The sequence below is a fragment of the Bacillus sp. FSL R9-9497 genome, from assembly GCF_038005805.1.
In the GTDB taxonomy this organism is placed as follows: Bacteria; Bacillota; Bacilli; order Bacillales; family Bacillaceae_G; genus Bacillus_A; species Bacillus_A cereus.
Genome location: NZ_JBBOTY010000001.1, coordinates 953,233 through 976,999, shown reverse-complemented (window position 1 = coordinate 976,999; position 23,767 = coordinate 953,233). Strand labels below are relative to the sequence as shown.

The window sequence follows — 23,767 nt, the reverse complement described above, 5'->3', positions numbered from 1 at the left end:
TATCTTTCTCATTGTAATTCCGTATTATCAATCCAATCTTTCAGAATCCAAGCTTTCAGCTATATCTTTTTTAAAATGAGGAAATTTGATTTTGCTCACCATTAAATAAGCGAGTACGCTTGTACCAAATGCCACGGAAACTGGATTATTTAGGCGACATAAAATGAGGAGACACATCGCCGCGAATGGAATGGGCATTCCGATGAATGTTGGGAGTTTGCTTTGCTGTGTGTTAAATCTCGCAAGCCGAAGCATTCCGCAAATACTGTAAGCGAGCGCGCATATCATCCCGATAGACTGCAAATCTTTTAACGAAGCATTATATGCAAGAATAGATGGTGCCACACCAAAAGTAACTAAATCCGCAAATGAGTCCAGCTCTCCACCAATTTCTGAAACAGAATCAAGTTTCCGAGCAATCATGCCATCAAACAAATCAAGGACCATACCTGTAATAATGAACATAACTGCACCGTACATATCCTCAACGAAAACAGCATGAATAGCCAAAAGCCCACACACAAAATTTGCTATCGTAATCATATTTGGTATGTAACTCATCACATGCTTCCCCTCCTTTCTACTAATTGCTTCATCTAAGTTCTTACTCATTACAATCAAGATCCTTCTGCTTTTCTTCCAATATCACTTTATTTATTTTCGTTAACGTCTCTGTCATTTGCTCTAGGGCATTTATATCGATTTTAGAAAAGTATTTCTCAATTAATACATCATCTAACTCAGACAACCGCTCTATATACTTACTACCGTTTGGACCAAGTGTAAGAAAATACTCCCTTTTATTATTAGGGTTTACTTGTTTTGAAATCATCTGTTGCTTTTCCAATTTCGATAAAACTTGGCTCACCGCACTTTTCGTTATATTAAACGTATTCGCAATGTTATTTGCTGTCGTGTTTTCATTTAAATGAATATGAAATAACATGCTCTCTTGCTGCCCAGTAAGACCGAACTCATCCTTTAAATCTTGAAATAGTAAAATATAGAGTTCCGTATAGGCTCGATTCATTTCATTAATTACTTCTTTATACGTTCTAGTCATAGCATCCTCCATGCTTTTATTTCGTTTCGTTTAATAGTTTAGTTTACTTAACTTAACTATATTATACCGTTATGTTTGTGTAAAGGGAAATATAACTCTACACTCTACTCACAATGATACAAAAAAGACACTCTTCTAAAACAAGTTTAGTCGCTTCTGTCTCACTGCTTTCCTCATCCAAATACTCGGTAAGTCATTCTGAATAATCAAAAAGAAAATCAATAAAATTCCATATAGACCCATTACTGGTTAAAATGTTATAATGGAATTACCCTACATAGTTACTCATAGCCAGACTGAGGAACTAGCGTCTTATTAAGTAATGCGCATAACTAAAATAAAAAAGACACTTTACGGTGTCTTTTTTATTTATATTCCTAGGAATTATCTCTTTTATAAACAGACTCTATCAAACAGTAAAGGAGACTAACAGATGGAACATCCTGTTGCAAGAGAATTACGTTTTATACGGGTATGTCTTATCATTTTGATTATTATCATTGCATTCTGGGACCGGGAGAAAACTGTAGAAATTACTGATCACGGTAGCGATCCTATCTTAAACACCAGCAATATGACCCAAGTTGGTGAGAATACATTTGCATACAAAGGCGAATCTAATCAAATTAAAATATTTAAGTTTAATCCAGATACAAATGAAATATCACTTATTAAAGAGTTTCTTGCTGAGGAATATTACTCAGATACAGCTAGATAAAGTAATATTGACCACAAAAGTATAATGACCACAGCCTTTAGCCATAATTACGAATAAAGGCTTTTTGTATGTAAGTAAATGAAAAAAGGAGCTAATTTTATGGAACATAATAAAAATGGAATGCTTGCTTTAATTGTTTTATTTTTAGGATTAGTGTTTTTTGTTAGTGGAATGGTTTATCATTTATGGGGCTCATTTTAATTTCAACTTTTAGACAGATAAATAATTCGAATCAGAGAAATGTACAATAATTTCCCTTTTCTTTCCAAAAATAATATAATAAGATATAAAATGTAATACATATAAAGACAAATATATATAGCACTCATTAAAAGTGCTTCTATTTTGGAAGGAAGAAACGATGAACAAAAAGTTATTAGCATCATTATTATGTAGCACATTCTTGTTTGGAGTATCAGCTTGCAGTTCACATGATGCGCCTGCAAAAAATGAGCAGGCGACTTCCAAAAAAACAGAGAATGACAAACTTAGCAGCAAGGATTCGCAAAAAGAACTTCCTACCAATGTAGATTCCTCTGATGTATACATGTCAATGGGATCTGCCGAGTCATTAGATGTTCTAGGGACTGGAGAAGTTAAAGCACAAGGTGTCTTTAAAGTATTAGACATCGCAGTTTATAATCGTAAAAAAGAACCCATTACACTAGATATTAACAACTTTAAATTAATTGATGGATTTGGAAGAGAATATCACATTTCCAATGAATATCAATCCGTACTTAAAGCTGCAAATACCTCTACATTTAAATTTGGTATTGTTAACCCTGATGAACATTCGGACGGAAACATTGTATTCGATGTACCGAAAAACACGCGAGGATTAACTTTAAAATTTAATAATGATAAGTTAGATAAAGAGCTCCAATTAAAAGTGGAATTGGAATAGGCAAAATAAATACGTCTCCCTTAACATTCTCTACTAACATAAAAAAGTACAGTCTTTTCTACAGCAGACTGTACTTTTTTTATCATTTCACATAACATTCTCTAATTTTTTTGACTAGATGCTCTCCAATCACGAAAAGATGTTGGGCGTCCAGAAAAAGCTCTTTGCTTTGTAACAGATGGTTTTTCTTCAGGAGTCATTGTTTTTTCTTTAAGCGTCGCTGGTTTTTCTTTAAGCGTCACTGATTTTTCTTCAAGAATGGTCACAGCTGTTTGCATTTTCTCTAACTGTTCTTTCAACAATTGTTGTTCAATCTTTAAATCCGTAAGTAAACGTAAAATCATCTCAGAATTAGCCATAAGATCCTCCTTCCCCCAATACACAGAATAAAATACAATATGTAGAAGGCGGGATACCGGTGACAAAAATAAGGTCGTCAACTCTTTTTAACTTCCAAAGTCCTTTTATTTTTTTAAGGACCTGCTCCATTCATCCTTAAAAACATAAAGTAAATTAAATCCATTAATAAATGGTCTTTATGAAAGGAGGAGTTAATATGGGCTATGGCGGTAGTTGTGGTGGAGGCTGTGGTTTCGGCGGCGGATTTGCCTTACTTGTTGTGCTCTTCATCTTATTAATCATCGTTGGCGCTAGCTGTTGGGGCGGCGGATTCGGCTGCTAAGGAGAGGCACTCTTGAGAGTGTCTTTTTTTTAATATGTGGCTCGTATACATCTTGCTCAAAATTTCCGTTCTAGAAGTATTATAATATTAGCTTAACATGTCAGTTCCCCCTAATTAATAGGTGGTTCTAGCCTATAGAATTCTTTTAAATATAAAATGAAACTATATTTCTCAATGAATAAAACAATTTAACATGGTAAAATAATATTTGGACGGGAGTCCAATATATTATTAAAATTAAGATGGTTCAAGTCGAAGGAAGGCACCTTAGGGTGTCTTTTCTTTTTTATAAATAATTATAAATTAAAATTGTAAAGGATGCTTACTACTTACAAGGAACATTTTCTTCCATACAACTATTTATTTGAAACTAATTACTATTATAAATATAAAGAAGTTATGGATAAAGTAGTGAGGTAAATAAAACAAAATATAGATTTAATTCATGTTTCTCAACGAGGTACCACCAGCATTTTCAAAAAAATACGCTAAGCAAAAAAAATAATCAGCTGTCCATATGGACAGCTGATTTACATCATTACATTTCTATTATTTATCTTACCACTTGTACAGATACTGGTTTCCACCCCTGATTTTCTACCCAATCAATATTAACCTTATATTTTTTATTATTTTGCTTATCTCGTACATTACCGTAGGCTTTATTATTACCATTATTCCCAATAAAATGGAAAATCAATTGGCTCTCTGGAACATCAACAGCATAAGAAATTGCTTTTTTCATCTCACTCCAATCTACTGTTCCTTCTTTAAATTTCATTTCAGGTTTTGCTCCTTGCTCGGTACCAATTGGCTTCCAAGAAGGATTAGTTTGAGAACCCTTTTCTTGAGATGCCGTTTTTTCTTCCTCATTATTTTCAGTTCCGTTCGTTTTTACCGATTTTTCTGTTTTTGATTTCTCTTCTAGCTGTGCTGCCTCTTTATCTTCATTTTTCTTTTCTTCTATCTTTGCTGCCTCTTTATCTTCAGTTTTCTTCTCTTCTATCTTTGCTGTTTCTTTATCTTCAGTTTTCTTCTCTTCTATCTTTGCTGTTTCTTTATCTTCAGTTTTCTTCTCTTCTATCTTTTTTACTTTCTTTTCTTGAGCAATTGCTTTCGTTGATGTATTAGAAGGGGTAAACAATTGGTATGTCACTATACCAACTGTCACTAATACCAAAGTAAATGCAATATTAAAAATTGCCTTTTGACGACGATTCTGTTGTTTTTCTTGAAATCTGCTTACTTGTCCCATTCTTCAAACCTCCGTGTTTACTTTCTCCTCTACTCTTTATGTATTATCCCTAAAATTCTTAATATTTTTATTAAACAATAGAAATAAACTACACTTTCCATACAGGATTTCATATCATAATAAAATTTGTGTTTTTTCAAGTATCTGACATATGTTATTCAAAATAGTTTAATACATTAAAAATTGATAAGCTTCTGCACTTAAGAAACCTTCAATTTTATTCAAAGGTGATTCCAATTATGTCCATATTAGATCTCCTGTAGAAAGCTTTTTAACAATTAAACCTCTTCTTCCCTTATTTATAATTTTTAAATTAAATTTCCCTCTATAGTATAATAAAGATGTTTCGTTTTCTAATGGGGTATGTCGTAAAATCAAAAGGGATTTTATCTCTTTTACCTTCTTTTCAGAGTAAATTTCACCACTAGGAAATTCTATTATTCCTAATGTAATCTTTAATTCGCTCTCATCGAAAGGCCACTCCTTATTAAGTTCCCTTATCTTTTGTATAAAGCTTCTTTTGGTTTGTCCTATATATAGCAATGTTACACTCTTAGCACATACTCTAGAGATTGCAAATATCCCCTTCTTAGAAGCTTCTTCCCTATTATAAAAATCATTTATACTATACATTCCATACCATTTAATATGTACTGTTTCTATGAATCTCACCTCATTTTTAGACAATATTATAATTTCTGAATGTTCAAATTATAATGGGCGCATAGTCCTGATTACTTGAATTATAAATTGTGCTTTTCAATAATACATTTTATTATTACTAATTTCAATAATACAAAAAAAATACAATATTATAGTTTAATTACAAAACTTTATAAAAAAACAAAGTGATGTCGTACCAAATATTATATTTTTTCAATATCAGACTACCATGAACAAAAGTTAGAGAGTTATGGAATAAAATATAATTTGTATGTACATTTCTTTCAAAAGAAGTTTTGTAGTTTGCAACTGAATTAAAAAAACATAGATTTTTATGACTCTTTCGGAGATATACCAAAGTGGGATCTTTTATATGCACGTTACTATTACCGAACTAAATTTCGGTTTTTTTTTGCAGCTCCTTGATTTTTCAACAAATACGTATAAAAAATCAATAGTAGGAAAATAAACTGCTGGCTAAAAGTTTACTTTCGATAAAATAAAAAAGAATCTGCAAATCTGCAGATCCTCCTGATAATGATTATATAAGTATAGTATCATCCATTTATTTGACTATTATTCGGAAAGTATAAAACTGTTCACTAGATAGCAGAGTATTTTTTCATTTTAGGGGGGATTTTGTTGAATTAGCTTGATAGCGATTGGTGGTACCCCTTATAGGATAATAGAAGTTTGCATTTTCAATTTTTTCACACTCTATTAACAAGGCAGTTATAGCATCCTGGTTTAGCGTTAAGAATGTGAATATATTCTACTTCTTTATTATCAAAAATTTCATCTATATTTTCTCTTAAATTGACACCTTCTGTAACCCTTGCTTCTACAATCATTGAGTCAGCATTGTAGCCGCGTACAGATAGATACCTATGATGTAACATATGCGGAATTTCATTTACATCTAGCTTAGCAGTAGTTGCTCCCTTTCGTATAAATATAGGACCACTTGCTTTATAAGGCGAATTAACACTATGATATTGGTAATTCAGTAAAATTACCTCTTCTCCTACCTCTGCATCCTTCAAACTTATCCTGCAAGGATATCCAGGATTTTTATTTGCTATTATTTTGACTGCCCCGATACTTTTTAATACTTCTTCGTTCATTAGAAATAGGTTATTAAACTCCTTCTCTTGTAACGCAACGATTTGAAAGTTATTTCTCATATTCTATCCCTCCTTAATTAGTTGTTATAAAGCATTTCACTAATGATGCTACCACTAAAGTTCATAAAACTTGTTCAATAATCCTGCCCGTTTGTTGAGGATTGAATTAAAAAGCTTACAATTCTATAACAGAGAAAAAATGGCTTATTATTGTTCAATACAAAGTTGCTTACTTTTAATCAATCAGTAATGATTTATCAAAAAATACGATGAGTACAAAGCACTCTTGTTAATTCATGCTATCTTTTGTTAAAGAACGTGAATTCAGTCAAGTTCTTGGTTTACGGTATTTCCACTATGGAAAGCACGGAATTGACTCGGTGAAAATCCTGTATTTCTTTTAAATGCATTATAAAAGCTAGATACACTTTGATAGCCTGTTTGATAACCAATCTCTGTACTATTAAAGACCGTTGTCAAGAGAAGTTCCTTTGCTTTCTTAACTCTGATCCTTTCTAAATATATTCGAGGAGTATACCCTGTTCTTTCTTTGAAAATCCGATTTAAATGAAAACGACTAACTCCTACCCTTGATGCAATTTCATTTAAAGACATGTTTTGAACATAATTATTTTTTATCAATCGCATAGTATCTTCCAAAACGCATTCGAACGGGTCGTATATTTTTATATTTAGATCTGATCGGCATCTTTTGCATGGACGATAGCCTGCCCTTTGAGCTTCGTGCGCATTTGAAAAAAAGGATACATTTTCATAATTAGGAACCTTAGACTTGCAAGAAGGCCGGCAGAAAATTCCAGTTGTCTTGACTGCGTAAAAGAATATCCCGTCATACGCTGAATCACATGATACTGTTGCTTTCCACATGGTATCTCTGGAAAGGTTATTTTGATCCTTCATTAGAATTTAACCCTCCCTTGTAGGCGAAAATCTTATTACTCAAAATCATATAAATCGCATATATAGCCACGACAATTAACGGAACAAATATATACAATTGAAAAAATGGAATCACCAGCAAACATAAAATGAAAGAGATTAACGATGCCCACCATGCCCGTGTGTTCTTCCTAAATAATTTAACGCCTGCTGCCATTGAAAGAACATAAACTAGAATCCCAAGAGAAGTCGGTATAAACAAAATATCATCAAACGTTAGTGACAAAGCTTTTGTCACTAACACACCTGCTACCGAAAAACAGATAACAAACAATACCATCTGTCTTGGAATTTGAGTAGTTGCATGCAGCCTTGAGAAAAATTTTGGGAAAGCACCATCTCTGCTTAATGAATATCCTAATTGCGTTAGGCTGGCTACAAAAGCATTCGCTGTCCCTGTACAAATAATTAAAGCTAAAACAGCTGTAACGACTTTGGCACCTCCGCCTACTGTATCTCCCATTATAACACCAATAGGAGACAGGTTGCTTTCTTGACTGCCATACGTGGCCGTTCCAATAGTGACAAGGCTTAGCGCTAAAAATAATAATCCAATGACAACTGCACTAATAACTGCTCCTTTGACAATATCTTTTTCTGGCCTTTTAAAGTGCTCAGCCAGATTACAAATCGCCTCCCAACCGAAAAATGACCAAAAGATAACCGTTATAGCGTTCCCGACAGAAAACCATCCATTTGGAACAAAGGGAGTAAAATTTCCCCATTATATTCTTGGAAACGCCACAAATACAGCTGACGCTAAAAGAATCAGTAATAAGGAACTTAAAATCAATGCAACTTTACCACTAACATTTACGCCGTAATAATTGGAAACACCTGCAATTACCAAAATAAAGACGGCAATTAAAATTGTTTCAAAATGCGAAAATCCAAATGCCTGACTGACGTAAAAAGCACCAGTTAAAGATACAATCGTTTGACCAACTGCTGCTGTTACAAAGTAAAACCACCCAACGATATTGCCAAGATGATATCCAAAAGAATTTCTAACAAAGGTTGCTGCTCCACCGGAATCAGGATATATCCGTGCCAAACTAGCAAAGGAATAAGCAAGCGGAAAACTAATTATAATAACGATAAACCAGGATACAATAGATGCAGGGCCCGCTATTGAGGCCGTTACCCCCGATAAAAAAAGGACACCTGATCCTAGAATAGCTGAAATATATAACGCAATTCCTTGAAATAATCCAATGGCTTTATTGTTCATGATCTCCCCCCTTTATAGAATTTAGTGTACTAGTAAAAGGGGGGGGAATTCTTCTTGTTTTTTGCGGTTTAATTCGTTTAATAAAACAATCAAAAGTATTTTTATTATATTTCTTCTTCAACAATCTGGCCCGATTGTTGAAGAAAGTAGCCTGTTCCAATAAAGAACTTTATTGTTCAGTAAACAACTTGTCATGAAACCATAAAACGAACCGAAATTTTTCTTATGAGTAGAAAATTCGGCTCGCTTTATGTTGGAATTTGCTTAGCGTATATTTTCGTTAAAATGTGGGCGGGATCCCATGCCCATCAACTTAAAATTTTAAGGTATCCCCAAAACGAAAAAATGAGCTTTTTTATTACAAATTAGCACAAAATCTTGTTCTGGGGGTAGTTGTATTTTCTTAGCTTGATAGCGATGTGGCGGTACCCCATCGCTATCAAGCTAAGCTTATGCAAAGTCAATTTTAGGCGAGATTGTTTCTTTTTTCTAAGGGGCAAGTTTAGGTAATTGAAAGATTTGCATACGAAATAAACCCTAATGGGTTTCACTTTTTTGAATTAAGCGGCTTGATTATCAGACATGGAATTGTAAACGACACCTAATATATCAAAGACCGTTTTTTTCTCATATCGATGAGATTTCCGCCCGTTTTGCTGTAGGAGATTGAACAGACGAAGTAACACCTTTGATAGCTCTTGGGTGTTTTTTTGTATAGTTTGGAATAGAAGAAGAAAATAGTCTTTAATCATATATATGGCTTTATACTCACTAAGCTCTCGTTTTTTCTTCATGAGGAGCAATTGGCGCATTTGAAACATGATAGAAGAACAGAGTAGAATGGCAATCAACTGACCATATAAATGGCACTCCAATCGTTCTGGTTTTATCTTTTTACAATGATGAATTTGAAAGAATGACTTCCACGTTTTAAATAAAATTTCGATTTGCCAACGCAAAGAATACCAGTCATGTACCTGTCCCATCGGGACAATATCTGTAGGGGTGTTTGTCATATATACATTGATACCACTGAGTCGTTTACTACGAGAAGAATACTTCATTCCTTTCTTTTTTTCTCTTACAGCTTGATCTTGTAATCGTTTTTGTTGCTGTTGTCTTGTTAATCGATGAACAATTACACGAGCTGGCACTTTATCAGTCATTCCTACATAAGCATTAGCTATTTCACATGTTTGTCCTGGTTGAAGAGAGTTCAGTAACATCTCCATATCTAACTGTATATACTCTGTACCTTTCTTAATTCTTCCATCTTGAAAATAATCAGGGTTAGGATTTTTTTGATACATACGTGTATTCGACTTGATACGAGAGATATAGTAGGCCTCTTTATCTTGTATATATTGAAGGTCTTTTAAATGAAAATAACCTAAATCTCGGATACATAAATCATTTGCCGTCACAGTTGGGGCACACAGAGAGCCGTAAGTACGATCATGTTGTTTACCTGGACCTGTATGAATATGTAGGAACTGTCCGCTTAACAAATCATACTCAAGTTGAATTTTTATCCCAGCAGTATGGCTACATCCTCCTGCACCTGGATAAACCGATGAAAATACATCAGGGAGTTGAAATGCAGTTGAATCTAAAATACGAATACGCTTAAAAACAGAAGTATATGGAGAAGAAATCGGTATAGATGAGGTCAATTTTCGGCTTAGTAGTTCAGCTAGTATGTGTTGTAAAAATTGGACGGCTGCTTTATTAAATCGTTGGTTCAGTCCCTCGGGACTGATGAGCACTTCTGTCGAGGCTTCTAAACAGCTAGATAACTGAGTTAAAGACGTCGTAGCGATATTTTGGTTCATCCATACACATAAAGCGACTAAATCTTTTGCTTGGTACTTACTGGTTCGTTGTACGAAACCAACATCTCGAGCAAGATTCCGTAAGGTATTTGGAGATAAAAAACGTTGAATCTCTTGAGCAAATAGTTGTAATTCATCAGAAACAGAAACAGACATAAAAAAACGCCATCCTTTCCTATGATTCTACAGAAAGAATAGCGTTTTTTTCTTTTTATGGATACATTTTTTTAGCTCGATAGCGATGTGGTGTTACCTCAAATATAATTATTTTATTTGAAGGTCTCTTTTAAATTTTTATCAAATCTTTTCATAGGTTGATATACAAGGACGTGTAATGATAAACCTATCACTGCAGTAATGTTCAAAATAATACTTATAATCATTAAAGACCATTCTATAACTGGAGAAAAGTATCCGTTCGTGCTTAATGTAGAAGAACTGATACCTAGTAGTAAAATCACTATTAGTAAAGGTAAGTTTTTAACCAATTTGAATCCCCCTTTTAAATATAATATCTTTATATCATTATATCACACTAGATTATGTAATTAATATAAGATAGTTATCTATGAGAATTTAACGTATTTTCTCTTTTTTGGGGTGACCTACTTTTTTAGCTTGATAGCGATGTGGCGGTACCCCACATCCATCAACTTAAGGATTTAGACTATTTTTGAAGTTAAAAGCACGTTACTATTTTCTTATGTTAATGAGAAAGGGTGACGTGTTTTTTATGAATATGAATCAAAAACAAGAATTATCTTTATTCGCTGAAGAGTTATATCGATATATGTCTCCCGCTACACTTAATCAATTAGCCATAGAAGCAGGCGGAATGAAACGAAAACGTAAGTGCCACGGGCACCATTTCTTATCTTTGTGTGTATGGCTAAATCAACAAGTCGCTACTACCTCTCTTACTCAACTATGTAGTCAATTAGAAACTTCAACAGGAGTTTTATTAAGTCCGGAAGGACTTAATCGGCGATTTAACTCTGCTTCTGTAGCCTTCTTTCGAACTGTATTTACTACACTTCTACAAGCTAAAATTGGAGGCGTATCTAAGATTTCTCATTCTCTTTCTTCCTACTTTGAGCGCATTCGCATCCTTGATTCTACAACCTTTCAGGTTCCAGATCGATTCGCATCTACCTATCCTGGTGCCGGAGGATGTAGTCATAAAGCTGGTGTGAAAATTCAACTAGAGTATGACTTGTTGAGTGGGGAATTTTCTGATGTGAAAATTGAGCCAGGAAAACGAAGTGATCAGGCGTATGGTGCGACTCGAACAGGCATGATACAAAAGAATGAGCTGTATATTCGTGACTTAGGATATTTTCGTCTACAAGACTTTAAGTCTATTCAAGACAAGCAGGGGTATTATTTATCTCGTCTTAAGTTACCAACTAAAATATATAGAAAAGAGTTCGAAACAGTGGTATTTAAAACAAAACCCTCTCAATTGAAACCAGTATATATACAAATTCATTTGGAAGACATTATGAAACAACTACAACCTGGCCAAGTGTATGAATTACACGATGTATATGTAGGGAGTAAGGACAAATTGCCTACTCGTATTGTAGTTTATAGGTGTACCGAGGAGCAAAAACAGAAACGCCTACGTGACCGAGCTATTCGTGAAAAGAAAAAAGGAATTACATATACAGAGCGTACAAAGCTTTTACAAGGTATTACGGTATATATGACAAACATTCCTACGGAATGGGTACCAAAAGAGAAAATCTATGATTTATATTCATTACGTTGGCAAATTGAGCTGTTATTTAAAATATGGAAATCTTGGTTTCAAATTCATCGTTGTAAATCTATTAAACAAGAGCGATTAGAATGTCATCTTTATGGGCAACTCATTAGTATTCTATTATGTTCTTCTACTATGTTTAAAATGCGAGAACTCCTATTACGTAAGAAACAGAAAGAGCTAAGTGAATATAAAGCGATGTACATAATTAAGGATTATTTTTCACTTTTTTACCAAGCATTACACAAAAACACCCAAGAATTATCAAAGGTTCTCCTTCGTCTGTTTAACCTCCTACAGCACAACGGACGAAAATCTCATCGATACGAGAAAAAGACAGTCTTTGATATTTTGGGTGTTGTCTATGAGTATACCACTTCTACTCATCAGGTAGCATAGTAAAAAATTGAAACCCGTCAGGGTTTATTTGATATGCCCGCTTTTATAAAATCTACAAAAGATAATAAAAAACTATATGGAAAGACCACATTTTGTTTGAAAATATACCTTAAGTTGATGGATGTGTGGCGGTACCCCTCAATGAACAAAAAAATTAACATAGTAAAATAGTATTCTGATGGGAGTCCAATATATTATTAAAATTAGATGGTTCAAGTCGAAGGAAGGCACTTTAGGGGGGCTTTTCTTTATTTTCAAAAGGACCTACTCCATTCATTCTTAAAAACATAAAGTAAAGTGAACCCGTTAAAATACATGAATGAACCTTAGTTTTAATCCCCTTACCTAAAGGAGGAACTATTATGGACTATGGTGGTAGTTGCGGAGAAGGCTGTGGTTTTGCTGGAGGATTTGCTTTGCTTGTTGTACTCTTTATACTATTAATCATTATCGGATGCAGTTGCTTCTGCTAAAAAACTATTAGAAAGGACACTCTTATATGGGTGTCTTTTCTTTATGAAAAATATCTAACTATCAACCTTTTCCTTATGACTTCTAACATCAACAAAGGGTGATACAAACTATTACATATGTTTGTACCACCCTTTATTGATGCGGTTAAACTTCACAAGTGTTGAAGTTTTAGACTTCTCCCTTAGTGTACCCATATTATTAGAACATCCTGTAATCTGTAGACAAAATGTAGCTAATAAAAACAATATTAATAATTTCTTCAATAAATCCTCCTACATGCATAAAACACCATATGTTACAAAACAAACATAGCATCAACTCTTTATAAAAACAATATAATCCTCGTTCCTTAAGCTATCTCTTAACATAAGAGTACCGCTACATATTTATCAAGCTAAGATTTTAAAATATCCTCTACTTAAGGAATTTGTAAGTATCAAGTAAGAAAAACGAGAGCTTTGCTTCGTATAATCAAAATATAAAGTGAAGGAAAAAAGATTATTTTTGGGATTAATATGCATGTAACAAGAGAAGAAATCTACATTTTTTTAGAATAATAATATTAGTATGTCCAAGTTTTTGAGATTACTTGCAAGTATTTTAAAGTTTTTGTACCAGAATTCTAATTACCATACTTGTTTTTTGCCATCACATATTGGAGGTTAAAACATGAATGCAAAAAAGAAAATACAAAGATCAGTACTTACCTTTATCCTACTCTTTTCTTTAGGCATTTCATCTTTCTCGCTTACAACAACTATTCACGCAGATACAAGCGAGGAACAATCTGCTGAAAAGAAACTAGTCTCTTTAACGGAGCGTACATCATTATTTTTTGAATATCTCCAGCAAGGTAAGTATGCAGAGGCAATACAGTTGACGTCTGCTGCTTTTCAATCCAAATTTACAGCAACCACATTACAAAACTGGTGGACACAAAGTGGTTGGAGCGGGATAAAAAGCATGGGAATCCCCGTGATAAAAAAACGAAACTTGGTCCATCAGACGGTGGAAATTCCAGCAGCTACCGAAGGAACTACCATACCGCTACTCCTTAAATTCACACCTGGCGGGAAAGTAGATGAAATTGGAGAAAGGCCACCCGAGGAATCTTATACCATCCCGCATCCTAGCTATGATCAACCTGACTCCTATCAAGAACGTGAAATCGTCATTGGAAATTCTACCTATCCGTTACCAGCGACATTAACAGTTCCGAAACATAAGCGTGGTGAAAAACTGCCCGTAGTTGTTCTTGTGCATGGTGCTGGCATCCATGATCGCGATAGCACATATATGGGAACAAAAATCTTACGAGACATTGCGGTGGGCCTTTCATCCAACGGAATTGCAGTGTTGCGCTATGAAAAACGCACCTTAGAACACGCATTAAAGATGAGTGCAGAACCTGTTACGTTAGACCGTGATACTACAGATGATGCTATATTTGCAGCAAAATCAGCAGCGCAGCAAGAAGGCATTGATCCAAATAATATTTTCATTCTTGGACATAGCCTAGGAGGTGGCACAATGCCACGTATACTGAGCAAAGCGCCTTCCACACTTGTCCGAGGAAGCATCTTACTCGCACCACCTGCACGCCCTTTGACTGACATTGCTATTGATCATTCTCAATACCTTGGGGCGTCAAAGGAAGAAATCGATGAACTAAAAAGGCAGGTCGCTTTTATTCAGGATCCTACTTTCAATCCTGACCATCCTCCAGCTGGCTACAATTTTGGGTCACCTCATTTTATGTATGATGTTTCTAGGTGGCGTCCAGTTGAAGAGGCAAAATCACGAAAAGAGCCTTTACTCATTCTGCAAGGAGCACGTGATTATCAAGTAACAGTAAAAGATGAATATACAAAATGGCAGAAAGGACTTTCAAACCGCGGGAATGTTCAGTTCAAAAAATATCCGAAATTGAATCATTTCTTCACGGAGGGTGACGGAGAATTAAGCCTCCCTAGTGAATATGAAATCCCTGCTAACGTTCCCGAATACGTCATCCAGGACATTATTACATGGGTTAACGAGACAAAAAAATAAGCAAACATCAAAAGCCTTCATGCAATCATTATTGCGTGAAGGCTTTTTGAAACTAGTGATTCAGAGATAGCTATTATTTTATATAATATTTGCCCCAAAACGAAAAATTAGAGTCTTTTATAGCAATGAAGTTCATTTTAAGAGCAACCTGTTCTGTGAGCTTAACGGTGATGGGCGGTACCCCTAGAATAAAGAAACATGAGTAGTTAAAGAGACTACTCTTGTTTCTTTTCCTTCTCTTCTTTTTCAATTTCAGATACAGATTTTGCTGGTTTTTTAATCATTTTATCTAATTCCCCAGAACAACCAAACTTATCCTCAAATTTATCTGTAGTACTTATACTTGCATCAAACCATAATTCCTTATCATTATTTATATATCCTTCTACAGAAGGAACTCCCATTGGACTTACATCATTTTTTGTAAATGTAATAGATTTTACATCTTTAATATTATAGTGAATATATTTTTCTACTCGTTCTTTTTGTTCATTCCAAAACTTTTCTTCTTTTTCTTTTTGTTTTAAGTATTCTATAGTAAAATATCCTCCTGCTATGAGTATCACAGCAGATACAATCAAAATCATTGCTTTCTTCATTGGAAATCCCCTTATATTCCAAGCTAGTTAACATATGCTCTTTCTAAAGTAGGGTACAGAAACCAAGAGTAGTCACAAGAACTACTCTTGGTTTTTTTCTTTCTCTTCTTTTTCAATTTCCGATACTGATTTTTCAGGATTTTTTATAAGTTTTCCTAATTTCCCAGAACGCGTAAATTTGTCTTCAAAGTTTTCAGTTGTACTTATACTAGCTATAAAATCTAATTCTTTATTATTATTTATATAACCTTTTATATGAGGAACTCCCATTGGACTTATCTTATTTTCTGTAAATGTAATCGATTTTACATCTTTAATATTATAGTGAATATACTTTTCTACTCGTGCCTCTTGTACTTTCCAAAACTCTTCTTCTTTTTCTTTTTGTTTTAAGTATTCCATAGTAAAATATCCTCCTGCTATGATCACCACAGCAGATACAACCAAAATCATTACTTTCTTCATTGGAAATCTCCTTATAAAAAGCCTACCAATGTATTCTTCTTAAAATGGGATACAGAAAATAAGAGTAGTGCAAAGACTACTCTTGTTTTTTTCTTTCTCTTCTTTTTCGATTTCAGATACAGATTTTGCAGGTTTTTTTATCATTTCATCTAATTCTCCAGAACGCGTAAATTTATTTTCAAAGTTTTTAGTTGTACTTATACTAGCTATAAAATCTAATTCTTTATTATTGTTTATATAACCTTTTAATTTAGGGACTCCCATAGGACTTACACCCTTTTCTATAAACGTAATAGATTTTACATCTTCAATATTATAATAAATATACTTTTCTACTCGTGCCTCTTGTACTTTCCAAAATTGTTCTTCTTTTTCTTTTTGTTTTAAGTATTCCATAGTAAAATACCCTCCTGCTATGAGTATCACAGCAGATATAACCAAAATCATTGCTTTCTTCATTGGAAATCTCCTTATAAAAAGCCTACCAATGTATTCTTCTTAAAATGGGATAGAGAAGACAAGAATAGTACAAAGACTACTCTTGTTTCTTTTCCTTCTCTTCTTTTTCAATTTCAGATACCGACTTATCAGGTTTTTTTATAAGTTTATCTAATTCCCCAGAACATCCAAAATCATCTTCAAAATTTTCCGTAGTACCTATACCAGTATCAAACCATAATGCCTTATCACCATTTATATAACCTCTTATATGAGGAACGCCCATTGGACTTACCTTATGTTCTCTAAATGTAATCGATTTTACATCTTTAATATTATAGTGAATATACTTTTCTACTCGTTCTTTTTGCTCGTTCCAAAACTTTTCTTCAATTTCTTTTTGTTTTAAATATTCCATAGTAAAATATCCTCCTGCTATGAGCACCACAGCAGATACAACCAAAATCATTACTTTCTTCATTGAACATCTCCTTATAAAAAACTTACCAATGCATTCTTCTTAAAAATGGGATACAGAAAATAAGAGTAGTGCAAAGACTACTCTTGTTTCTTTTCCTTCTCTTCTTTTTCAATTTCAGATACTGATTTTTCAGGTTTTTTTACAAGTTCCCCTAATTTTCCAGAACGTGAAAGTTTATCTTCAAAATTCTTCGTAGTACTAATACTAGCTGAGAAATTCAATTCTTTATCATTATTTATATATCCATCCACAGAAGGAACTCCCATCGGATTTACTTCATGTTTTGTGAAGGTAATCGATTGCACATCTTTAATATTATAACGAATGTATTTCTCAATTCTTGTCTCTTGTTGTTTCCAAAACAGTCCCTCTTGTTCTTTTTTTTGTAAGTATTCCATTCCTAAATAACCTCCTGTTATAATGAAAATTATGGATATTATAATAATTATTGCTTTTTTCATTCCTATTCCCCTTATCATTAAATATATTTAAAATATACCACGAAGTGAGTTGAGGCAGATGAATGAATTGAAAAAGAATACCATTGCGACAGATGAAGATTATTTTGAGCTTTCAAGTATGGTTTATAAAAAAGATTATTTGGAAGAAGGGAAAGAGATAAAAGGAATTGACGGTAAATTATGGAAGGTAATAGACACCTTCGATGCAGATCACACAAAGGTGAAAAATGGATTACAAGCAATCGCTGTAGTACCCGCAGATAAGTATAAATCTGGTAAAAAACAGTATGACGATGTAATCATTGCATACCGCGGTACTGAATTTGGTAGATTCGATGGAGATAAAACCACAGATATAGTTCAAATTACACTTGGACAGAAAAAGAACCTTGGTGTAGCAGGTGAAAAGGTACCGACATCATTTGATAGTGCAGTAGAATTTGCAGAAAAAATTAAGAAAAAATATAACCCTACATCTATTCACACTACCGGACATAGTAAAGGTGCTGCAGAAGCCCAATATGTAGCAGCAGAAATGAATTGTTATGCAACAACATATGCTGCACCAAATATTTATAGATTACTAAGTGATAAAGCAAAAAAACGAGTAGATGAAGGCGTAATGGAAAATAAAGTAGTAGATTATACTCATAGAAAAGATGCTGTAGGAAATTTTGATCAATTTGGAGCACCTATGATTGGTAAACAATTTACAACAAAAAGTAATGGAACAGATAGTATTCTCGCGGCTGTATTTATGGGACAACATCCAATGTCAACATTTCTAGAAATGTTCCACAATAATGGTAGTGTTCGACTAGAATTAGAACCAGATGATATCATTCGTCATGCAAAAGAGATACAAAAAATAAGCGATATATTATCTGATATTATTAGAAATATAGAAACATTCCAACAACAAGAAGAAGAGGAAGTTGCGAAATTAAAGAGTCAATTGAAGCATGAGACAGGCCCTGGAGGAAAATATCATCTGTTAGAAGAACATGAAGTAGATGAAGCAATTAGAGAGGTTGCGAAAATATCCCAAAACGGAAAAGACTATTTTCATGATATACAACTAGCAGAAGAACTAATTCATCTTTTACGGAAAAAACAAAAAGAATTGATTCATTTTGGAGATGATATTGCTTATGCAGCTAATTCATTACGAGATAAAGATAATCAATTAGGAACAAATTTTGAAGGACTGGCGGCGAGATAATATGATGGATTTTATAGGGGAAATTCAAAAAATAGAGAAAGAAATAGAGAAAGCTACAGTTGGTGCAGTTGGAACTATTATAGATGAGTTGCAAGCTGTTAAAAAGCAATTAGAAAAAGAACTGCAACAATCACTTTTAAAAACTGATGTAGCATTCAAAACAAATAGCATAGTAGCAAGCCAAAAACATGCCATTCAAAAAAACAAAGAAGCATTTCATGATGTATGCAAAAGTTTATCTGAACAAGGAATTGAATTAAACAAAAGTTTTGAAAGCAAAACAGGTAGTGCAATAAAAGAAACATTAAATAAACATCTCAATCAAATTCGAAATGAAATGATTTCTAAACAATATGATTTAATTAATAGTTGTGGAAAAAAATAAAAAATTTCTATTATTATTTTAATCTATATGTATTAGAAAAAGTCCCCTTATGTAGGACTTTTTCTAATACACGAATAGATGCTATATTATCAAGTATCGCTCCTGCTTCAATTCTATGTAGCTTTAATTCCCTAAAAGCAAACTCTACAACAAGTTGAAGAGCCTCTGTTGTATAGCCCTTTGCATTATGCTCCTTATCTAAAGTAAATCCCGTATAACAGCTTTGGAGGTCTCCCCTAACAATTTGAGTTAATGAAATGTCTCCGATCATTTTATCATTTTCTCTTAAAAAGATTCCAAAAGGACATACTTGCCCTTCAGCTTTCTTTTTTCATACTTGTTCAAGACGTATTTTTTGATGTTATTTTGTATAAAAAACTTTTGCCATCAACCTGTTCGAAAAATTGATAAAGAATAAGAGATTGAAGGATGAAAACAGAAGACTACAAGGAAAACTGTATGAACAAATATAATGAAACAAGGCTCTTACTTTGTAGTGGTATCCACGAAGTAAAAGCCTTGTTTTTTCTACTCATTTTTTATATCAGTCTTGATTTTCCAATGAAAAGGCACAGAAAATCTACTACAGAAGTTGTGATACCTCTAGGATTAACAAATTCTTTAAATTTCTGTGTACTACGTACAAGCCCTCTACTTTTGGCATGTGCCTCTAATTCAGCTCGAACTTGTATTGTATCCGGGGCCATTCTTTCTAAAGCATGTTCAGAATATTTACGAACATTGATTTCAAGTTTTTAAAACTCATTTATTGTAACTGTAAAATGTGGCTTGAATTTTACTTCGATTTTTTTCTTTTCTTCTGTACCTAGAATGTATAGTGAATCATTACGAGTATATATTTCTTTCACTGATTCCATCTTGGTTTCTATGATACGTTTGTCTTCGTATAGCATTATTAATTCAACTGTTGCATCATAATAGAACATATTCATAACCAGTTCAAATCTAAGTTTATCAATTTTACTATATCGATACGCACCTGCACCTGGAATATAGTAATCTTCTGGTTCGCTTTCGAAAATTTCTAGTAACTCATACTTATCATGTTTAATATCCAATATTCCTCAACCTTTTTGTCATAGATTACTTACTATGCTATTCATTCTATTCTTTTTTCTTTGCGGGAACAACTGTGATAACGTCACCTTTATCATTTATAACTACGTAGCCTTCGTCTCTAACGTATTTCCAAGTACCAGGATTGTCTCCTGGTTTGCGAGTGCCCGTTTTTATAATATCTTCAACTACATTTGGAGTCATTCCTCGAGGATCAACTTTTTTTAATTCTTCCATGTATTTATCTGATCCGAATGTATACCCTTTTCTTTCAGCTCGCTCACGTGCTCGTTTTGTAAGCTCCGCTCGAACTTGAACTGTATCAGGTGCCATTCTTTCAAGTGCATGTTCAGAGTACTTACGTCCATCAATGACGCCGCCACCTCTTGGCATACTCCATCCAATCTCTTCAGTTACCTTTGATACTTTTCCTAAATCCTTCGCTTTTTGCTCTAACTCTCCATATTTACCAAATACTCGACCAATAACTTTAGGAGTGCCACCTACAACTGTAGAAACAGTTCCCCATACATAATCATTCGGCTCATATTTTCTGTCTGTGAAAAATTCTCTTCCATTATAAATTTGTAAACCTTGTTTAATTTGTCCAACAACTGGAATAAAATCAAGCGCCATAGATCCTAATTCATTCGTTCGCTTTTGTTCTTCCAGATATTCTTTCATTTTTTCAGGTGGTACACCAAAATCCTTAAGACGGGTTGTTAAACCATCCATATTACCAACATTTTTAACAACATTAGACGTATCTATTTTGTAGCCTGAAATTTTATTAGCAGAATCCATCATATTATTAGCAGCATCTAATCCAGACATAATATCTGTATGTAGTGTTGGAAATGCTTGTTGAGCTTCTGCAACATGCGTTGAGACACTATTAATTAGTCCATCAGCCATTACTGCTTGTTTATGAAGTGATGCCCCAGCTTTTTGCACTGAATCTCCAAACTTATGGAAACTTTGATTTACTACGCGTAAATCACTGGCCATTTGTTTATATTCAGGTAGTCTATTTTTGAATCCTTCCTGCATGGCAGTAAGTTGCTGTCCATAGTCGCGAACACCGTCTGCAAATTTTTCTATTTCACCTTTTGGTAATGTGCCAACCCATTTTTCTGCTGGTTCGATAAACACCTTATTAATTGAGAGCGAGTAAGCTGTTGTCATGTCCATAAACATTATCATGGCATCTGTTCCTGCATCAGCAGTATCCACAAACCATTCCAACATTTGCTTTTTATAGGCTGTCATACTATTTTTATAATCCGTTAAACCATTCACATAGTTTTGAAGGTTAGCTTTATCCTGCTGTACCAAATATTTACCTTGTTGGATTTGTTGAATAATATTACCTGAATCCTGATTCGCTTTATCGATAACCATAATACTATCTTTTAGTAGCATTAATTTATGGATTTTCCCAAAATCCTGATTCATCATCTCTAAAGTTGCGATAGTAGAATTGTATTTTTCTCTTACAGCTGGATCAGCTTCTTTTTCATAAATTTTATCTACAGTGTTCTTCAATTCAGATTTTTTTAGTGTGGTTAGTAATTGAGAGACACTTTGTGCAAGTTCACTAGATTCAACTAAAGCCGCATCATCATTTTTAGTTTCTTTTGCTTTTTTATAGCGTTCTGAATATTTTTTTACTAACTCAGTACTCTTTTTTAAATCATCAATATCTTGACGAATTGTATCTAGTTTATTAGATAGAGATTGATCAAACACGACTGCAAATAATTTTTGCACAACGTATGTTTGACCATTGTAGTTCACCTTAAACCATAGAGGACCGTCTTCCCCTACTACTTCAAGAATTTCATCCTTTCTAACTTTTATCGGGTCAAATCCCCTTACAACTGTTCTGGATTTGTAGATATTTTGGTCGAGGGATTGGATTGTTATCCATCCTTTTACCATTTTACCTGTTCTATCAAATTGAAATTGTTTTCCCTTATAGATTACATCGCCTTTTTGAATCACACCGTTATCGTCTGCATAATACCAATGGGTAGTTTGAGAGAACCATCCTTTTTGTGCAGCTCCACTTACCGTATCAAAATAGTAGTCCTTTCCGGCTACAGTATTCCATCCTGAAGCTAGATTACCATTTTTATCGAAGAGATAGGTATCATCCCCTGAACGTAATAATCCAGTATGTTTCACGCCTGGTTTGTCATAATAGTATTTCTTTTCTCCATCTACAACCCATCCAACCGATTCATTGTTTTTTATACCTGATGTTGCCATGATTGTTCTATATAAGAACACAGAAAATTGCTCTCTTGTGACAAGTCCATTTGGATTGAAATTACCATCACCAGTACCATTTGTGATTTTATTTCCAGCTAATATTTTGACATATTCGTTAGCCCAATGACCTTTCATATCCGTAAAGTCAAAATTACCTTGCGGTTTTAAATCGAATGTTCTGACAAGCACTGCAGCCATTTCAGCACGCGTCATATTATTTTTCGGATTGAATTGTTTCTCTACATTTACGCTAAATATGCCCCGTGCAGTAAGTGCCAAAATTTCCTTTTTAAAATTGCTGTCACCAATATCAACAAATGGATTATTTGTACTATCTTGCGGTTTTAAATATCGATACAAGAAAGCAGCAAGATGTTCGCGAATAATAGGATCCGTAGCACCGAAATATCCATTTCCGTATCCTGTTATAATCTTATTTTCAGCCATATACATCATTTCTTTATATGCCCAGTGGGTTTTAGGAACGTCAATAAAAGATGATGAATTCACTTGACCATTTTGTTCTGCATACGCTGTTCCTACTGTACTGAATAATAAAATACATATCACAGAACTTAAAAATAATTTCTTAATTGTATTCATAATAGATCTCCTATTCAATTTTTAAAAATATAATTGCAAAATCAGCACTTATTTTATCCTTCATTTACGGCGTCTTATATAATTATCAAATTTCTATTCATACTAATATTTCGCATAAGGACAACCTAAGTCATTCTGTCTAAACAATAATTAGTTCATAAGATGTTTCATGTTTTAAATGTAGTAGCCCGTTTATGGAACCTTCTTAATAAACAGTAAAACCAAGTTTTTTAATTTGAAAATCCCTTAGTCTAAAATTCGCATTATGTTGACGAGATCCATAATAATACTAATCTCCTTTCTCTTTGACGCGGCCTATTTGATTTAAAACTTCGACTTCCTCTGTAAACATTGGTGCATAGGTAGAAAGTAATTAAAATAATGATAATATAAGTCCTATGGTTTTCTTCATACTCGCATCTCCTTATCAATTCGCAAAAAACTTTTTAATTATATATTAGGTTTATTTACTATTAAAATAAAAAAATATAAATATGCATAATTGCATATTTACCTTCTCAATAGAGTGTACTCTATTGAGAAGCTTACAAGTTATTGATTTTAAAGGATTTAGAGTTTCTCAAATACACTTATTAAAATCGAAGCGTGGTATTTAATTTCAGAGTGGCCCTTGAAA

Annotated in this window: 25 protein-coding genes and 2 pseudogenes; 8 read left to right on the top strand and 19 right to left on the bottom strand. The window is 33.6% G+C overall.

Annotation, left to right across the window (positions count from 1 at the left end; genetic code table 11):
• Positions 1 to 27: 27 nt before the first annotated feature.
• Together pssA and MKY21_RS05080 are read right to left on the bottom strand one after the other, a co-directional pair.
• Positions 28 to 612, bottom strand: a complete 585-nt coding sequence (gene pssA, locus MKY21_RS05085) for a CDP-diacylglycerol--serine O-phosphatidyltransferase (protein ID WP_000042028.1) — start codon at positions 610 to 612, stop codon at positions 28 to 30.
• Positions 605 to 1,063 carry a MarR family winged helix-turn-helix transcriptional regulator gene (locus tag MKY21_RS05080; protein WP_000198946.1) on the bottom strand — a complete coding sequence of 153 codons (459 nt, stop codon included), beginning with the start codon at positions 1,061 to 1,063 and terminating at the stop codon, positions 605 to 607. The genes pssA and MKY21_RS05080 overlap by 8 nt, the downstream gene beginning before the upstream one ends.
• Before the next feature lie 433 nt (positions 1,064 to 1,496).
• Here MKY21_RS05080 and MKY21_RS05075 point away from each other — a divergent pair, with 433 nt between their 5' ends.
• Together MKY21_RS05075 and MKY21_RS05070 are read left to right on the top strand one after the other, a co-directional pair.
• Positions 1,497 to 1,781 carry a YmzC family protein gene (locus MKY21_RS05075; RefSeq protein WP_000400961.1) on the top strand — a complete coding sequence of 95 codons (285 nt, stop codon included), beginning with the start codon at positions 1,497 to 1,499 and terminating at the stop codon, positions 1,779 to 1,781.
• Positions 1,782 to 2,142: 361 nt separating this feature from the next.
• Positions 2,143 to 2,688, top strand: a complete 546-nt coding sequence (locus MKY21_RS05070; protein WP_341075636.1) for a DUF4352 domain-containing protein — start codon at positions 2,143 to 2,145, stop codon at positions 2,686 to 2,688.
• Between the two features lie 101 nt (positions 2,689 to 2,789).
• Here MKY21_RS05070 and MKY21_RS05065 read toward each other — a convergent pair whose 3' ends face one another.
• Positions 2,790 to 3,047, bottom strand: a complete 258-nt coding sequence (locus tag MKY21_RS05065; protein WP_000013694.1) for a hypothetical protein — start codon at positions 3,045 to 3,047, stop codon at positions 2,790 to 2,792.
• A 197-nt stretch (positions 3,048 to 3,244) separates the two neighbouring features.
• Between MKY21_RS05065 and MKY21_RS05060 the strand changes: the two genes are divergently transcribed.
• Positions 3,245 to 3,370, top strand: a complete 126-nt coding sequence (locus MKY21_RS05060; RefSeq protein WP_000540377.1) for a YjcZ family sporulation protein — start codon at positions 3,245 to 3,247, stop codon at positions 3,368 to 3,370.
• A 553-nt stretch (positions 3,371 to 3,923) separates the two neighbouring features.
• Here MKY21_RS05060 and MKY21_RS05055 read toward each other — a convergent pair.
• The 7 genes and pseudogenes from MKY21_RS05055 to MKY21_RS05025 form a co-directional block, all read right to left on the bottom strand.
• The gene (locus MKY21_RS05055; RefSeq protein ID WP_341075634.1) at positions 3,924 to 4,625 is read right to left on the bottom strand and encodes a DUF1510 family protein; all 702 of its coding nucleotides are present in this window, start codon (positions 4,623 to 4,625) and stop codon (positions 3,924 to 3,926) included.
• A 237-nt stretch (positions 4,626 to 4,862) separates the two neighbouring features.
• A complete protein-coding gene (locus MKY21_RS05050; protein WP_002100802.1) occupies positions 4,863 to 5,297 on the bottom strand; it encodes a hypothetical protein in 435 nt (144 codons plus the stop codon).
• A gap of 701 nt (positions 5,298 to 5,998) precedes the next feature.
• Positions 5,999 to 6,472, bottom strand: a complete 474-nt coding sequence (locus MKY21_RS05045) for a DUF1203 domain-containing protein (protein ID WP_001245414.1) — start codon at positions 6,470 to 6,472, stop codon at positions 5,999 to 6,001.
• Between the two features lie 264 nt (positions 6,473 to 6,736).
• Positions 6,737 to 7,333, bottom strand: coding sequence for a bifunctional transcriptional activator/DNA repair enzyme AdaA (locus tag MKY21_RS05040; protein ID WP_000654819.1), 597 nt, complete (start codon positions 7,331 to 7,333; stop codon positions 6,737 to 6,739).
• A pseudogene (locus MKY21_RS05035) lies at positions 7,317 to 8,603 on the bottom strand (APC family permease). Before MKY21_RS05035 ends, MKY21_RS05040 begins: the two are co-directional and overlap by 17 nt.
• A 560-nt stretch (positions 8,604 to 9,163) precedes the next feature.
• Positions 9,164 to 10,591 carry an IS4 family transposase gene (locus MKY21_RS05030; protein WP_098578215.1) on the bottom strand — a complete coding sequence of 476 codons (1,428 nt, stop codon included), beginning with the start codon at positions 10,589 to 10,591 and terminating at the stop codon, positions 9,164 to 9,166.
• Positions 10,592 to 10,704: 113 nt separating this feature from the next.
• Positions 10,705 to 10,923 carry a hypothetical protein gene (locus MKY21_RS05025; RefSeq protein WP_000240399.1) on the bottom strand — a complete coding sequence of 73 codons (219 nt, stop codon included), beginning with the start codon at positions 10,921 to 10,923 and terminating at the stop codon, positions 10,705 to 10,707.
• Between the two features lie 245 nt (positions 10,924 to 11,168).
• Here MKY21_RS05025 and MKY21_RS05020 point away from each other — a divergent pair, with 245 nt between their 5' ends.
• Together MKY21_RS05020 and MKY21_RS05015 are read left to right on the top strand one after the other, a co-directional pair.
• Positions 11,169 to 12,599, top strand: coding sequence for an IS4 family transposase (locus MKY21_RS05020; RefSeq protein WP_001056973.1), 1,431 nt, complete (start codon positions 11,169 to 11,171; stop codon positions 12,597 to 12,599).
• Between the two features lie 362 nt (positions 12,600 to 12,961).
• Positions 12,962 to 13,072, top strand: a complete 111-nt coding sequence (locus MKY21_RS05015; RefSeq protein WP_000384438.1) for a YjcZ family sporulation protein — start codon at positions 12,962 to 12,964, stop codon at positions 13,070 to 13,072.
• A 111-nt stretch (positions 13,073 to 13,183) separates the two neighbouring features.
• On the opposite strand, the gene MKY21_RS05010 is transcribed toward MKY21_RS05015, so the two are convergent.
• The gene (locus tag MKY21_RS05010; protein ID WP_000734751.1) at positions 13,184 to 13,336 is read right to left on the bottom strand and encodes a hypothetical protein; all 153 of its coding nucleotides are present in this window, start codon (positions 13,334 to 13,336) and stop codon (positions 13,184 to 13,186) included.
• Positions 13,337 to 13,742: 406 nt separating this feature from the next.
• Between MKY21_RS05010 and MKY21_RS05005 the strand changes: the two genes are divergently transcribed.
• The gene (locus tag MKY21_RS05005) at positions 13,743 to 15,125 is read left to right on the top strand and encodes an alpha/beta hydrolase family protein (protein WP_268501535.1); all 1,383 of its coding nucleotides are present in this window, start codon (positions 13,743 to 13,745) and stop codon (positions 15,123 to 15,125) included.
• A gap of 215 nt (positions 15,126 to 15,340) precedes the next feature.
• Here MKY21_RS05005 and MKY21_RS05000 read toward each other — a convergent pair whose 3' ends face one another.
• The 5 genes from MKY21_RS05000 to MKY21_RS04980 form a co-directional block, all read right to left on the bottom strand.
• The gene (locus MKY21_RS05000; protein WP_109139989.1) at positions 15,341 to 15,724 is read right to left on the bottom strand and encodes a DUF1433 domain-containing protein; all 384 of its coding nucleotides are present in this window, start codon (positions 15,722 to 15,724) and stop codon (positions 15,341 to 15,343) included.
• Between the two features lie 81 nt (positions 15,725 to 15,805).
• Complete coding sequence (locus MKY21_RS04995; RefSeq protein WP_201145043.1) at positions 15,806 to 16,189, bottom strand: DUF1433 domain-containing protein; 384 nt, start codon at positions 16,187 to 16,189, stop codon at positions 15,806 to 15,808.
• A gap of 39 nt (positions 16,190 to 16,228) precedes the next feature.
• Complete coding sequence (locus tag MKY21_RS04990; protein ID WP_109139987.1) at positions 16,229 to 16,648, bottom strand: DUF1433 domain-containing protein; 420 nt, start codon at positions 16,646 to 16,648, stop codon at positions 16,229 to 16,231.
• 76 nt (positions 16,649 to 16,724) lie between these two features.
• Positions 16,725 to 17,108 (bottom strand): DUF1433 domain-containing protein, encoded by a 384-nt coding sequence (locus MKY21_RS04985; RefSeq protein WP_000757432.1) that lies wholly within the window; start codon positions 17,106 to 17,108, stop codon positions 16,725 to 16,727.
• Positions 17,109 to 17,185: 77 nt separating this feature from the next.
• Positions 17,186 to 17,569, bottom strand: coding sequence for a DUF1433 domain-containing protein (locus tag MKY21_RS04980; RefSeq protein ID WP_000709122.1), 384 nt, complete (start codon positions 17,567 to 17,569; stop codon positions 17,186 to 17,188).
• Between the two features lie 58 nt (positions 17,570 to 17,627).
• Between MKY21_RS04980 and MKY21_RS04975 the strand changes: the two genes are divergently transcribed.
• Complete coding sequence (locus tag MKY21_RS04975) at positions 17,628 to 18,791, top strand: hypothetical protein (protein WP_109139986.1); 1,164 nt, start codon at positions 17,628 to 17,630, stop codon at positions 18,789 to 18,791.
• A gap of 1 nt (position 18,792) precedes the next feature.
• Positions 18,793 to 19,176: a hypothetical protein gene (locus tag MKY21_RS04970; protein ID WP_016117330.1), complete on the top strand. Its 384-nt coding sequence runs from the start codon at positions 18,793 to 18,795 to the stop codon at positions 19,174 to 19,176.
• A 13-nt stretch (positions 19,177 to 19,189) separates the two neighbouring features.
• Here the strand turns inward: MKY21_RS04970 and MKY21_RS04965 are convergent.
• The 3 genes and pseudogenes from MKY21_RS04965 to MKY21_RS04955 all read right to left on the bottom strand — a co-directional run.
• A pseudogene (locus tag MKY21_RS04965) lies at positions 19,190 to 19,567 on the bottom strand (GNAT family N-acetyltransferase); the annotation flags it as partial.
• A 364-nt stretch (positions 19,568 to 19,931) separates the two neighbouring features.
• On the bottom strand, positions 19,932 to 20,255 hold the full coding sequence (locus MKY21_RS04960; protein ID WP_341075623.1) for a hypothetical protein: 324 nt from the start codon (positions 20,253 to 20,255) through the stop codon (positions 19,932 to 19,934).
• Positions 20,256 to 20,301: 46 nt separating this feature from the next.
• Positions 20,302 to 23,130, bottom strand: coding sequence for an S-layer homology domain-containing protein (locus MKY21_RS04955; protein WP_341075621.1), 2,829 nt, complete (start codon positions 23,128 to 23,130; stop codon positions 20,302 to 20,304).
• Between the last annotated feature and the right edge of the window lie 637 nt (positions 23,131 to 23,767).